Genomic DNA, 13,885 nt, shown 5'->3' on the forward strand with positions numbered 1-13,885 from the left:
AGGAGCAGCCATGAATACCGTGATTCTGGATGGAGAAGACTTTGCGAGTAGCGCTGAACTTCATCAACAATTAAAGGTTAAGCTGAAACTGCCGGATTTTTATGGCGGTAATCTCGATGCATTGTGGGATTGCCTGACGGGTACGATTGAACTTCCACTAGAGTTAAGATGGACCAACTACCGAATCAGCGAAGAACGACTGGGGAATGAAGCAGGCCGGGTACGTGATTTGATGTTGGAGGTACAGGCTGAACAGGTTGGGTTTCAATTGCGTGTTGAGAAGTAGACAGCAAATAAAGACAGTTCAAATACAATACGTCCAGCCGAGCAGACCACTTGTGGTCTGTTTTTTTGTGTTATAGGAGGTTGTTCAAAAAGGTTGTCCCAAAAGTCCCTGTGTTGATTACGAATTCTCTGAAAGAATAGCGGATTTTTTACTTTACTTACTTGTCGTTAAAATTATTTTCACGGAGGTATTGATTTCTGCATAACTTACGTTAAAATAAAATTAACATGAAAAATATTTTAACGTTGAGGAGTGAAAAGGGATGAGTGATAACACAGCAGTTGGCAAGCAAGGTATGGGTGAGTTAATACGAATCAGACCGTACATGCAATTTATGCTTAGTAAAGTTGTATCCAGATTTGGTGATTCGATTGACTCGATTGCCTACAGTTGGATGGTTTACATTCTAACCGGTTCGAAAGTGTTGATGGGTACGTTGCTGGCGGTGAATTTTTTGCCCAATATCCTTCTGGGTCTGTTCGCCGGGGCTTTGGTTGATCGCATGTCTCCCAAGAAAGTGATTGTGATTACGAATACCGGTCGCGGGTTGTTGGTGGGTATTACAGCTCTGCTGTTTGGATTGGGCCAACTTGAAGTCTGGCATCTGTTTGTCATTACAATTCTGAATTCTTTGCTGGAATGCTTCACTAGTCCTGCAGAAGTGTCCAGTGTCCCCCGATTGCTTCCCCAATCGATGCTGCTTTCGGGTAATGCGATGTCCTCTTCCGCAACCAGAGTGGCCGAACTCGCAGGACTTGCAGTGGCTGGTGCCCTTATTGCTACAATAGGCATTGCCTGGACGATCCTGATTGATGCGGGGTTGTTTGCGCTAAGTGCTTTAATGATGAGCCGAGTAGGCTACCCTGAAGTCTCAACATCTGCTAACAATGAAGATAAAATATTAACTGAAATGAATTCTCTTTCATCCGACAAAAGTAGTATATTCTCCGAAATGGCGGAAGCTTTTCATTTTCTCCGTAAACATGCCTTATTGTTAATTGTCTCCATCCTGTTTGCCTTCGTTAATTTCTGCCTGATGCCGTTTAATGTTCTTCGTACACCCTATGTCATTGAAACGCTGCATGCTGGCGCTGGGGGATTAAGTCTGCTTAGTGGGCTGCTGGTGGGAGGTATGTTGCTCAGTGGTGTATGGTTGACACAAAGGGGAGCGAATTATCGTAAAAGTGTGCTGGTCATCAGCGGTATTGTCATGTTGGGTCTCAGTTATGCGATGACGGCACTACCCGCTTACATGACTTCCTTCCAACTGCCGGTTGCAGCGGCCTTTTGTCTAATGATGGGTATGGGGATTCCGCTGGCTACAACACCGCTAGCCACCTATCTTATGGAAGTTACACCTTCGGAGATGCTGGGTAGAGTGTATGCCCTTCAGAGTATGCTCGTCTTGAGTGTTGCACCCCTTGGGAGTCTGGCTTCGGGAGCACTTGCAGATTGGATGACCATGCCCGTTCTGTTTATCGTTTTTGGTATTATGCTTGCCATGTCAGCAGGTATGCTGTTATTTAGCAAAAGTTTTCGAAGTGCCCTGTGAAGATATTCAGAAGTGATCATTAGCCAATTTTCTGTATCAAGTCATTTCTCGCTCGTTTTGACCGAAGTCCTGACGCAACGTTATAATAGAGATATCGATGGACAACAGGTACCCCGGAAATGAGGATACAGGGATGGCGCACAAGGTTCTTTCAACAATTGAAGAAATTAAAATCTACTCCGATCCGTATCGGATTCAGATTATGAATATGTTTAACAAGCAGGGCAGACCATCCACTGTCAAAGAAATCGCCGACCAGATGGGTGAGGTGCCAGCCAAAGTTCACTATCATGTAAAAAAGCTGGAGAAAATTGGTCTGCTGACCATCGTTTCTACACGTGAGATTAATGGGATTATCGCAAAATACTACGAACCATTCACCGGAGAGATCCATCTCCGTCACGAAGATGAAGACAAGGAAAACTCTCCATTGAAACAGGTGTTTCGGTCCGAGACACTCAAATTATTAAATGAGATGTTCGAACAGAGTCGTCAGCGATTCATGCATCAGGCGGAAAACGAAGATCGGATGTTCCTCTCGGACATAACGCTGTATGCAACCCGTGAGGAAGTAGAGCAGTTGTATAAAAACATCATAAAACTCTGTGAACCCTATACTACAAAAGAGAATCGACAAGGGGAACATGAGGTCTTTCAGTTATTCTCTGCTCTCTCTAAACCTATAGTGAAAATACCTGCTTCTAAGACAAATGCAAAAGAGAAAAAGAAAGCTACGTCTGATAAGGACAAAGCAACTACGAAAAAGTCTCGATCTGTGTCTAAGCGGCAGGAATCTTCATCATCTGGTAGTGAGTCGGAAGAATAAACGAAAGGAATATATGGGTTCAGCCTTATCGCTGGAAGCAAGTAACGGCAAACGTGAGAGACTGCTATGGAGAAAACTAGAAAAAGCCGCCCAATGGCGGCTTTTTAATGCGGGATAAGGAAGGTTAGTGATGGAGCAGCCTATGGAATCCAATTTAATTTTGACGCATCCCGTTTCAGTTCATAACGAAGTTACATGTTCTCATCGTAACCCTTCACATCACGTTTGGCTGCGGTTGCGGGGGAGTTGGATGTGCCATATTCTTCGACAGCTTCCCAAGCATCTGCGTTGTCGAACTTGCCAGCCCGCTGTTGTCTTCCTTCTCCAGCACCACTTGGAGGCATGGTCATTACTTCTTCTTCAACAGGCCGATCGTTGCTGATCTCCCGATTAGGTGTGTCGTCAATACAGTAAGCGGTGTAGGGGATAGCCTCAAGTCGTTCGAAGGGAATATCTTCTCCGCACGTTACACAGGTTCCATATGTACCTTGCTCCATACGTTCCAATGCGTCGTTCACTTGATTGAATTCGTCTGTTAATGTATCGTCGATCGCCAGATCACGGCTGCGTTCAAATGTTTCCGTACCGGCATCTGCCGGATGATTATCGTAGGAGGACAGCTCACCGGTTGAATCTTTCAGCGACTCGACTGGAGCACCGTCTTCCATGCTGGATTCAAAATGACGCTGTAAGTTTTCACGTTGCTCCAAAAGGGCGTTTTTCAGTATTTGATGTTGATCTTTAGTTAATGTACTCATAAGGACATGCTCCTTTCCCGTTGTGGGGTGTAGTGTGTCTTTACCCGAATTGGATGAAAAGCAATCATTTTCGTGAGGAATAGGGCTGTATCGTTTTATATCTGACGGATTATGTGTTATAAAAAATAGAGAGAGAAAATGCCGTATGTTATTCACAGGAAATGAAACACGGCTTGGCTTATAATGGAGGTTGTCAATATGGATGAACATATGAAACGAAGATTGGATAAACAGAGACAATTGTTCAAACAATTGGGTGTGCAGCTAGATGCGTTATCGATACATGAAAAACAATTTAATTATAAACTTCGTGGTTATGATCCGGATGAGGTAGATGCTTATCTTGACCTAGTCATCAAAGATTACGAACGTTTCTATGCCAATATTGCAGATCTGATGGACAAATGGCAAGAACAGCAGTTAACGATCCGCGATCTCAAGTCGTCCGCGAAACCGGTGGAAGATCCAACCAAGATTGATCGCAAACAACTGGATGATATTGTGAAACAACTGGAATACAGTGTGCGACAGCTCAAGATCAGAGCACGTCCCGAAAAGGATCTGTTCTCTGAATAAGGTCGGCATGTCCTGGATTATATTAAATAAAGGTGGTTAATCATGAGTACTCATTTTTCGGTCAGTGTGCATTGTTTGTTATTATTGTCACTCAGCGCGCCTGAACGAATCACATCTGCACATATTGCAGGTAGCGTGAATACCAACCCTGTCGTCGTCAGACGTATTCTGGGCGGGCTGAAAAAGGTGGGATTGGTGAACTCCTCTCCTGGAACAAGAGGTTTTTACTTAGCGAAGCCATCAAGTGAAATCACATTAGCCATGATCTATCAGGCTGCCAAGGACGAAGGTCCATTGTTCCCGATTCACGGCAATTGTAACCCGGATTGTGAAGTGGGCTTGCATATAGACAGCTTGCTGACCAATCTGTATCAGGTTGCCGAGGCGAAGGTGGAGCAGTTCTTTGCATCCATTACACTCGAAGATATGGAACGTTCCTGTACTCAGATGCAAGCTGTTCCATCACAGACAGAATAGATTGCAACAAGACTTAAAGTGCATGTTCATAAAGGCTTAAAGGAAAGGTGGGTTGTTATATGAAAATTGTAGTCATCTCTGACACGCATTGTTCACGTAAATCACGGAAGTTACCGGCTAGGCTCCTGGATGTATTGCCGAGTGCAGATCTCATTCTTCATGCCGGTGACTGGTCGGATTGGAGTGTATACCCATTGCTTAGTGAGTATGCACCAGTTGAAGGTGTAGCGGGTAATACGGACCCGCCCGAAATCGCTGAAAAACTGGGATATTCCCGTATTGTTGAAGTGGAAGGGCTTCGTCTGGGGCTAGTGCACGGTCATCTGGGATCAAAGGGTACGGAACAGAATGCAATTCATACCTTTGCAGGCCAGCATGTGGATGCTGTGATCTACGGACACTCACATATCCCGGTGATGCATACCGTGGACAACACACTGGTATTTAATCCGGGGTCGCCTACGGATCGGCGTTTTCAGAAACAATACTCATTTGGCATCATGACAATAGATCAGGGGAAAATACAGGCTGAACATGTGTTCTTTGATCGGGATTAGAGAGATATGCGCTGGTTGCAAGTTGGACGAGTGCAAGAACCAGAACCAGCTACTGAAGTGGCGACTTGATAACGGACAGGGAACCTTTTCCTTAAATTTCATCTTATATATATGATTATTGTACAAGGCATCTTTGAGCAGATTTCAAATCTGTTCCAGGGATGTCTTTTTTGATTTCTGATCACATCATTCTCTTGAGAAGTTATCTCTGAATGGGGAATGTGCTCTGTTCGTTATCTGTCATTCATCTGTTGGCGTTTTCCCCTATGGTGACGTTCAGTGGAGTGATACAATGCCTTTACGACATAAAATGAATACGTTTACATAAGGAGATGGATCATGATGAAACTGTCTGTATTCACCGTGGCTACCCCTGATCTGAATGCAGAAGAATTGGCATCGGCTGCGGCAGCAGCAGGGATTGATGGAATTGAGTGGAGATTCCGTGGAATTCCTGAAGATGCTATGTCTGAAGAGCCTTCTTACTGGAGAAATAATCGATGCTCCGTAGATCCGAGCCGCTGGGAAGAACAGGTTCCTGTTTTTCGTGAAGCAGCGTTAGGGCAAGGTAGAAAATCCATCGCACTTGTACCGTATCTGAACTGTGGAGATCTGTCTGCCACCAAGCAAGCGTTTCAGGCTGCGGCTGGTTTAGGAGCATCTATGATGCGTGTGGGTGTCCCAGGATATGATCGCAAGACCAGTTATCCTGAGTTGTATCGTAAAGCCGTTGATTACCTGAGTGAAGTACAAGATCTGGCCAAACAGTACAACATCAAGGCGATTGTAGAGACACATCACCAGACGATTGCACCGACGGCATCGCTGGCCTATCGGCTTGTGCAATCGCTCGACCCGCAGCATGTTGGTGTATTGTACGATCCAGGCAATATGGTGCATGAAGGATATGAGAATCATCGGATGGGACTTGAGTTGCTGGGGCCTTATCTGGCTCATGTACATGTAAAAAATGCCGGATGGTTTGAACCAGAAGGGAAAGATTCACAAAAGGCTAATGTGACTGAGAAGAGTAGCGGAGTGGCTCTGAATACAGCCTGGAAATGTCACTGGACGCCGCTGACTGAAGGCATGGTCGATTGGGTACAGATGGTGCGGGATCTTCGTGCCGTTGGGTATGACGGATACTACGGAATTGAGGACTTTAGTGGTGCCTTGGAATCCAAGGCGATGTTACAGCATTTTGCAGACGTTTTCGCCGAAATTGAGCGTCGTGTGGACGAGGAGGAGCAGTCATGAGTATCGTACGAGTAGCGGTGATTGGTATAGGAAACATGGGAGCAGCACATGCCAGAACGTTGGTGGCTGGAGAAGTACCCGGTGCAGAGCTGGTCGCCGTATGTGATGTAAGAAGAGAGATGGAGAGCTGGGTATCCAGTCACCTTCCGGCAACGGTCACCTATTGGCAGGATGCAGAGCAGATGATGGCTTCGGGTACGATTGATGCAGTCATTATTGCAACGCCGCATTATGATCATCCGGAACAGGCCATTCAGGCTTTCAAGCATGGCTTGCATGTCATGATCGAGAAGCCGGCCGGTGTGTATACAAAACAGGTACGCAAGATGAATGAAGCGGCTGCAGCCAGTGGCAAAGTCTTTTCCATGATGTACAACCAGCGGACCAATCCACTCTACATTAAGCTGAGAGACTTGATTGCTTCGGGCGAACTGGGTGAAGTACGGCGTACCAACTGGATTATTACGAACTGGTATCGATCCCAAAGTTACTATGATTCCGGCGGCTGGCGGGCAACATGGGCAGGTGAAGGGGGCGGTGTACTGATTAACCAGGACCCGCATCAACTGGATCTGTGGCAGTGGACCATCGGCATGATGCCGGTGCGAATGCGTGCTTTCTGTTCGTTTGGCAAGTATCGGAACATTGAAGTGGAAGATGATGTAACAGCTTATGTGGAGTATGAAAATGGAGCAACGGGTGTCTTCGTAACGACTACTGGAGAAGCACCGGGTACCAATCGATTTGAGGTCAACGGAGACCGAGGTAAAATCGTCATTGAAGATGGAAAGCTTACCTTCTGGCGACTTCGGGAATCAGAGCCTGAATTCAATCAGCGGTTTACCGGAGGTTTTGGACAGCCAGAATGCTGGAAGTGTGAAATCCCGATTACAGGTGTTGAAACGGGGCACCCTGGCCTAATTCGTAACTGGGTTGACTCGATTCGTACAGGCGTACCACTCATTGCTCCCGGTGAAGATGGTATACACGGATTGACATTGTCGAACGCTATGTTGCTGTCCACCTGGACGGATAACTGGGTGGATCTGCCGATCGATGAGGATCTGTTCTATGAGCATCTGCAGGAACGCATTGCTGGCTCAACGACGAAGAAAGACAAGGCATTCAGTGGCAGTCAACCTGCTGATTTGAGTCAGACGTTTAAATAAAGGAGAAAACCTGAAAAAGCGAAGCGTTCGCCTAAAAGCTTTCTGGAAGAAAGCTACATCGGAAGCATACGCTTATCCCCGGATTTTCCCCTTTGGAAAAGGGAATCAAAAAATCTGGGGATAACAGCGATTGGAAGGTTATTCTGTCATCGTAGTGTCTGTGTGAATAATCTCTAGTTCAGCTTATATAGACGAGTTCATTGTAATCATAATTTTATAATAAGGATGGGATGACATGGCTAAAGACGGAATGTTTTATGCACCAAAAAGTGTTACAAAAGAGGTCGTATGTGGTCCGGGTGAGTTCACGATTGCTGCTGTTGCGCTGGATCACGGACACATCTACGGCATGGTTGGGGCATTGTTGGAGGCTGGAGCTACTCTCAAGTGGGTGTATGATCCGGACCCGGCGAAGGTAGAGGCATTTCGGAAGCAGTTCCCACAGGCTCAAGTCGCTGGATCTGAAGCAGAGGTGCTTGCAGATGATGAGGTGTTATTGGTGGCAAGTGCAGCGATCACTTCAGATCGTGCGCCGCTTGGTATGAGAGTTTTGGCCGCAGGCAAGGATTATTTTACAGACAAAGCCCCGTTTACCACGCTGGAGCAATTAAAGTTTGCACGAGAAGAAGTGAAGCGAACGGGCAAGAAGTACATGGTGTATTACAGTGAACGACTGCATGTAGAAAGTGCGATCTATGCGGGGCAACTCATCGAACAAGGGGCAATCGGCAAAGTAGTGCAAGTTATGGGTACAGGCCCGCATCGCCTGAATGCTGGAGGAAGACCCGACTGGTTCTTCAAGCATGAGCAGTATGGCGGTATTCTCTGTGATATCGGGAGTCACCAGATCGAACAATTCCTGACGTTTGCATCATGTACGGACGCTGAGGTAGGGTTCAGTCGTGTGCATAACTTCAATCACCCACAGTTCCCGGAACTGGAAGACTTCGGCGAAGCTTCTCTGATCGGGGACAACGGAGCGTCCGGTTACTTCCGAGTAGATTGGTTCACACCGGATGGTCTGGGCACATGGGGCGATGGGCGTACAGTTATTCTTGGAACGGACGGTTATATCGAACTGCGGAAGTACATCGATGTAGCGAGAGAACCGGAAGGAGATCAGGTCTATCTGGTAAACCATGAAGGCGAGTTTCGCTACAGCGTGAAGGGCAAGGTCGGTTACCCGTTCTTCGGTCAGCTGATTCGCGATTGTCTGGATCGAACCGAGACAGCCATGACACAAGAGCATGCGTTCAAAGCCGCAGAACTCTGTCTGATTGCACAACATAAAGCGATGAGCGAGCGCGTGGTGTGGAGTAGCGGAGCGAAGTAAATGTTTTAGGTGAAGGGGAGCAAAGGTTGAACACTGAAGGTTATCAGTAATCTTCTATTGTTGAGTGAAGAAAGAGCAGCCCAAATGTTAAACTGCATCCAACATGTTAGTTATGTCTAACGAATGGAGTAGTTCACACTGGGGCTGCTTTTTTTTGAGTACGTTCGTGACTTCGCATATGGATTAATTTGGGTTATATTATATGTAGTTCGGATATTCGTTAAAAAGAGAGGTGTTTACGAAGTTCGTAGAACTGATGTTAGGTGAATTTATCAGAAAGAAGGAGAAATATATAATGACTCATAAACTAATCATAGTAGATGGAATACCGGGATCTGGGAAGTCGACGCTTTCGGAAATGATATCTAAAGAGTTGGATAAACAAGAAATAAACAATATATTTTATCATGAATTAACTGAAAATCACCCACTATTTATATATGAGCGTAAATTTACGACCTTAAAAGATCAAGAGGAAGCAGAGTATTATTTTAATCGAGTAGTTGAATTGTTTAATAGTTTTGTAGAATCCCATAAGAATAAATCGGAAGTTATTATAATCGAAAGTGTATTATTTCAAGATACATTAAGTTTTGCATATAACATGGGAATGAACCGGCTAAAGATGGAAGAACTATTTAGCAAATTAGTAGATATATTAAGAAACATGAATCCTATTCTCATTTATATCTATCAATTAAATGTTAGAAGAAATTGGGAAATACTTGGTAAGATAAGAGGTGTAGAATGGATAGCTTCTTTACATACTCAAGAAGGATTAGATGAAGCTGAGAGAGATTGGAAACCGAATCAAGAATTTATTAAGTCATTGATTGAAGAATGGGAGATACCAAAATTAATTATTGAAAACAAAGATTATTTATGGGAGCAATATAATGAAAGAACTAAAGAATTTTTGAGAGCTAATTCAATGCTATCTGACAACATCACCTAACATCACATTCCTACTGCGGGGCATTCGCCCCTTGGTCACCAGAGCGTCTCGAGGAAGAGGTTCAGGCGACACATTGATTTCCCTAAGATAAGAGCTATCTAAGGGAAATCAACGTCAGGAATGCACCAACGTTATACGAAACCACTCAGGAGTAATTGTATAATTATATGCGGATCAAGGAAGGGGATAAATTGAATGATATTGAATTTGGAACTTGCGGATATTTTAGAAAAATCTGAAATTAATTATATGGTTGATCGAATGACTGCAATCAGAGAACGAGAAGGAAACCCTGAGGGAATTGAAATAAAACGATTCGGGGAGAGCACGGCGTTTTATAGTAAAACGATGCCATGGGGTCTTTTTAATAATGTAAAGGGAAGGATTTCTGAAGATGTCATTGAAGATATCTTAGACTTTTATAATGAGCGGGAAAGGAATTTTGAGATTCAAGTCATCCCGGGTAATATAAATCAAGAAGTTATGAAAAAACTCCATAATATAGGCTTTTATCAATCAGGATTTCATACAACGCTTTTTTGTGAACCTGGAAATCTAAATTCGTTTGATCATCATAAACTGGAAATTCGTGAACTACTCGAAGATGAGTTCGATACATATGCAGAAATTCATTGTTTAGGTACAGGATTATCACTTGATGGGAAAGAACACGTAGCTGCAAATAACCGAGTACTGTTTTCTCGTCCTGGATGGCACTATTATTTGGGGTTGAATCAGGGCTATCCAGTTGCAGTAGCTGTAATGTATATAGAGAACAATGTTGCTTCATTAACATTCGCGACAACACTACCTGAATATCGAAATAAAGGATTTCAAACAAATTTATTACTTAGACGAATTAATGATACCTACAACAATTGTAATCTCGTTGTTAGTCAGTGCTCATTTGGCTCGCAAAGCCATCGGAATATGGAAAGAGTGGGTATGAGAATTGGATATACCCGGGCAACATGGACAAGGAATTAATTGTGAGGGGGAATTTAGGCTGGCATCGCCTAACATAATATTCAAGCAGCGGCCCTTCGGAGCCTTGGTCTGCGGGGTGGATTTCGAAGAGGCTTTTCAGCAGACAACCCCTTCGGGTTTCATGAATACTGAAACGTTATTTGACATAAAACTATTACATTTTAGGAGAAAATAATGAATATCACTTTCTCGAAATGGGTGCAATATTATCGAAGAAATAATCAAAACCTCAAATATATTCATTGAGATGACAACTATAAATTAACAACTAATGAAAGAGAAATAATCATTAAGTCAATTCAACAGTTTCAATTAGGAGAAAACTCTGAAGGTAAATATCTAATTAAACGTGCGCAAGAATATGTACATCAGACGCAAGATCAGGATTACTATGAAGCGCTTATAGAATTCATTAAAGAAGAACAGAGGCACGCTAGAGATCTAGGCAGATTTATGAAGGTACAGGGAATCCCACTCCTTCGTAGACATTGGGTGGACAATGTATTTAGAAGATTACGTCGATATGCGAGTTTAGAACAATCAGTCATTGTTCTATTAACTGCTGAGATTATTGCTAAGTTGTACTATAAAGCCTTGCAAAAATCTACAAAGTCAGAAGTATTAATCGATTTATGTAATCAGATTTTAAGTGATGAGGAGAAACATGTTCAGTTTCAATCTGAAACACTTCATAAATTTGCTCAAAATAGAAGCGTTCTCTTTAACAGAATAGTTTATATCCTTCGTAGAATCCTTTTTAAAGGAACGCTAATTATAGTGTGGTATCAACATAAGCCTGTATTTAAATCTGGGGGATATAAACTCAAAAGTTATTACTATGAATGCCGTCATGAGTTTAACTTAACGAAGAAGATTATAGCTAATTCACAGTAGAGGTTTACGTCAGATAACATTATATCCAAGCTTTGGGTCCTGACGCTCCCTCGGTCAGCCCGAAGGGAATTGGCAGGGAAGTGGAATCTGGCGGACACATCCGCACCGACTAACCGCATCGCGGCCGTCTTTTGACGGAGCCTTAATTCGGTGGGACGTCGTGAATACAGAACTTTATAGGTGATCAGCGTAAAAACAGTATAACAATTCATTATTTTTTTTGAATAGGAGAGAAACCATGCTGGAGGCAGTCATTTTCGATATGGATGGAACACTATTTCAAACAAACAAAATCTTAGAGTTATCGTTAGAAGAAACATTTACTATCTTGAGGTCTCTAAATGAATGGTCGAGTGAAGCTCCAACCCAAAAATATCGTGAAATAATGGGAGTTCCTCTACCAGTAGTTTGGGAAACGTTATTGCCGAACCATTCAAATGAAATCAGACGAATTGTGGATGAGATCTTCCTTGAGAAGTTAATTGCAAATATTAATAATGGCAATGGCGCCCTATATCCGCATGTCAAAGAAATTTTTAATTACTTGAAAGATGAAGGCTATTTCATTTTTATTGCAAGTAATGGACTAAACGAATACCTTAATGCCATCGTTAACTGCTACAAATTAGATAAGTGGGTGGCAGAAACTTATAGCATCCAACAAATAGGAACTCAAAATAAGGATGACTTAGTCGGTCATATTCTTAAAAAACATCACATCAGCAATGCAACTGTAGTTGGGGACAGGATTTCTGATTTCAATGCCGCAAAAAACAATGGGTTGAAGGCTATTGGTTGTCGATTTGATTTTGCCCAAGAAGGGGAGCTTGCACAAGCGGATTTTATTATTGACGGCTTACTTGAATTAAAAAATATATTTAAACATCAGGGAAACTAGAATGCTTTTGTAATTATATCGAAGAAGACGCTGAAATCCTATAACACCATATTTAAGCTGCGGTTACCCCTTGGTCACAATGATGTTTTTGGCAGGGGAGTTGATTCATGTGACAACTTGCTGCGCAAGTTCGTGAATACAGAACGTTATACGCAACCCTTAATAATGTTAAATCATGCAACCAATTAATAACAGATAATAAATATAGGTGAAAGAATACATTTACAAGGTAGCAGTTGAAAACCAGGATGAACGGAATATTAGAAGGTGTACCATATAACAATAAATTTCCACATCGTTAGTTATGCTCCTCGGTCATCAAGAGGAATACCAGAGAAGCGGATTCATAATAAAGTGCAAACTAAAGAATATTGCTATTATGCGAAAGAGAGGATCAAATGAATTATCATTTTGGTTTTTCATGGAAGGGTCTGATAATCTTTTTATTGCCAATGATACCAAATATATTTTATTTTTTAATTCCTGCGTCAGATATATCAGGAAACAATGCAAATAGCCATTTGATTTTAGATGTTTTGGAGCACGGAAGTCAGGCGATATTTTTCTTTCTTCTGATATTTGTTGTAAGAAAACAAGCATCTGAAGTGCGATGTCCGTATATAATTGGTATGGCAATTATGTTGATTTTTTATTATGGGCTATGGATATTGTATTTTACAGGCAACGCAAACTTTATTATTTTTTTGGGGATGGCCGTTCTCCCGGTAGTATATTTTATATTAGCTGAGATTTGGCTTCAAAATTATCTGGCTATTATACCAACAGTACTTTTTGGTATTGTGCATGTCATTAATACATATTTGTCTATTGCGAATTAAAGGGAGGACAACAATCCTCTTAAATTTTGATTGTGCGTTCAGCATGTATTCTATATCAAGGATTAAATCCCGAATGGTGAGGGTAGAAGTAAGCCATAGCTTAAGGCAGGGGTGTCCAACGTGAGCAGGAATCTGAATGAAGCCATTGGCAAATCTCCGGTCCGAGGAACACGAGCCTCTTATATGGCTAGCGTTCACTGGATGAAGTTACTACACAGACCAAAGTTGATACTGCTGAAGGCGTACGAGAGTAAATGAGGGGATCTTTCCTATGCGAAACGGATTTGATAGGAGCAAAAGATAGAACCAAAAGATAAAACACGTAAAGACATATTAAATATATAAAACACACAAGACATATAAGGATGTGGAATCGAAGAAGAAGGGGCAGCGTATAACAATGCATTTTTGCTTCGTCGCTGACGCACCTCGGTCTTCAAGAGGGATTTCGGACACATCCAACCAGCTAAGTGGCAAAGCCACCCGGACCTCCGGTCCTTAAGCCGTTTGGACGTCAGAAA

The 13,885-nt window shown here is 42.8% G+C and carries 14 protein-coding genes; 13 read left to right on the forward strand and 1 reads right to left on the reverse strand.

What is annotated here, in order from left to right; genetic code table 11:
* The first annotated feature begins 10 nt into the window (after nt 1–10).
* The 3 genes from MHI55_RS12610 to MHI55_RS12620 all read left to right on the forward strand — a co-directional run bounded on the left by MHI55_RS12610 (nt 11) and on the right by MHI55_RS12620 (nt 2,664).
* Nucleotides 11–286, forward strand: a complete 276-nt coding sequence (locus MHI55_RS12610; protein ID WP_340390152.1) for a barstar family protein — start codon at nt 11–13, stop codon at nt 284–286.
* A 262-nt stretch (nt 287–548) separates the two neighbouring features.
* Nucleotides 549–1,838, forward strand: coding sequence for an MFS transporter (locus tag MHI55_RS12615; protein ID WP_340390154.1), 1,290 nt, complete (start codon nt 549–551; stop codon nt 1,836–1,838).
* A gap of 133 nt (nt 1,839–1,971) precedes the next feature.
* The gene (locus MHI55_RS12620) at nt 1,972–2,664 is read left to right on the forward strand and encodes a helix-turn-helix domain-containing protein (RefSeq protein ID WP_047842546.1); all 693 of its coding nucleotides are present in this window, start codon (nt 1,972–1,974) and stop codon (nt 2,662–2,664) included.
* A 191-nt stretch (nt 2,665–2,855) separates the two neighbouring features.
* Here the strand turns inward: MHI55_RS12620 and MHI55_RS12625 are convergent, their stop codons facing one another.
* The gene (locus MHI55_RS12625; protein WP_036609176.1) at nt 2,856–3,422 is read right to left on the reverse strand and encodes a TraR/DksA C4-type zinc finger protein; all 567 of its coding nucleotides are present in this window, start codon (nt 3,420–3,422) and stop codon (nt 2,856–2,858) included.
* A gap of 198 nt (nt 3,423–3,620) precedes the next feature.
* On the opposite strand from MHI55_RS12625, the gene MHI55_RS12630 reads away from it, so the two are divergent.
* The 10 genes from MHI55_RS12630 to MHI55_RS12675 all read left to right on the forward strand — a co-directional run bounded on the left by MHI55_RS12630 (nt 3,621) and on the right by MHI55_RS12675 (nt 13,364).
* Complete coding sequence (locus MHI55_RS12630) at nt 3,621–3,998, forward strand: DivIVA domain-containing protein (RefSeq protein WP_017689054.1); 378 nt, start codon at nt 3,621–3,623, stop codon at nt 3,996–3,998.
* A gap of 42 nt (nt 3,999–4,040) precedes the next feature.
* The gene (locus tag MHI55_RS12635) at nt 4,041–4,475 is read left to right on the forward strand and encodes an Rrf2 family transcriptional regulator (protein WP_036670452.1); all 435 of its coding nucleotides are present in this window, start codon (nt 4,041–4,043) and stop codon (nt 4,473–4,475) included.
* 59 nt (nt 4,476–4,534) lie between these two features.
* Nucleotides 4,535–5,032: a metallophosphoesterase gene (locus MHI55_RS12640; RefSeq protein WP_340390156.1), complete on the forward strand. Its 498-nt coding sequence runs from the start codon at nt 4,535–4,537 to the stop codon at nt 5,030–5,032.
* Between the two features lie 342 nt (nt 5,033–5,374).
* Complete coding sequence (locus MHI55_RS12645; RefSeq protein ID WP_340390594.1) at nt 5,375–6,289, forward strand: sugar phosphate isomerase/epimerase family protein; 915 nt, start codon at nt 5,375–5,377, stop codon at nt 6,287–6,289.
* A complete protein-coding gene (locus tag MHI55_RS12650) occupies nt 6,286–7,458 on the forward strand; it encodes a Gfo/Idh/MocA family oxidoreductase (RefSeq protein WP_340390158.1) in 1,173 nt (390 codons plus the stop codon). The genes MHI55_RS12645 and MHI55_RS12650 overlap by 4 nt, the downstream gene beginning before the upstream one ends.
* 235 nt (nt 7,459–7,693) lie before the next feature.
* Nucleotides 7,694–8,791: a Gfo/Idh/MocA family oxidoreductase gene (locus MHI55_RS12655; protein WP_339188138.1), complete on the forward strand. Its 1,098-nt coding sequence runs from the start codon at nt 7,694–7,696 to the stop codon at nt 8,789–8,791.
* A gap of 295 nt (nt 8,792–9,086) precedes the next feature.
* Nucleotides 9,087–9,746, forward strand: a complete 660-nt coding sequence (locus MHI55_RS12660; protein WP_339188136.1) for a hypothetical protein — start codon at nt 9,087–9,089, stop codon at nt 9,744–9,746.
* A gap of 195 nt (nt 9,747–9,941) precedes the next feature.
* Nucleotides 9,942–10,733 (forward strand): GNAT family N-acetyltransferase, encoded by a 792-nt coding sequence (locus MHI55_RS12665; RefSeq protein WP_339188133.1) that lies wholly within the window; start codon nt 9,942–9,944, stop codon nt 10,731–10,733.
* A gap of 1,132 nt (nt 10,734–11,865) precedes the next feature.
* Nucleotides 11,866–12,525: an HAD hydrolase-like protein gene (locus MHI55_RS12670; protein ID WP_339188129.1), complete on the forward strand. Its 660-nt coding sequence runs from the start codon at nt 11,866–11,868 to the stop codon at nt 12,523–12,525.
* 452 nt (nt 12,526–12,977) lie between these two features.
* The gene (locus tag MHI55_RS12675) at nt 12,978–13,364 is read left to right on the forward strand and encodes a hypothetical protein (RefSeq protein WP_340390160.1); all 387 of its coding nucleotides are present in this window, start codon (nt 12,978–12,980) and stop codon (nt 13,362–13,364) included.
* The last annotated feature ends 521 nt before the right edge of the window (nt 13,365–13,885 follow it).

Origin of the sequence: Paenibacillus sp. FSL E2-0151 (assembly GCF_037993015.1) — a bacterium.
Lineage (GTDB): Bacteria > Bacillota > Bacilli > Paenibacillales > Paenibacillaceae > Paenibacillus > Paenibacillus amylolyticus.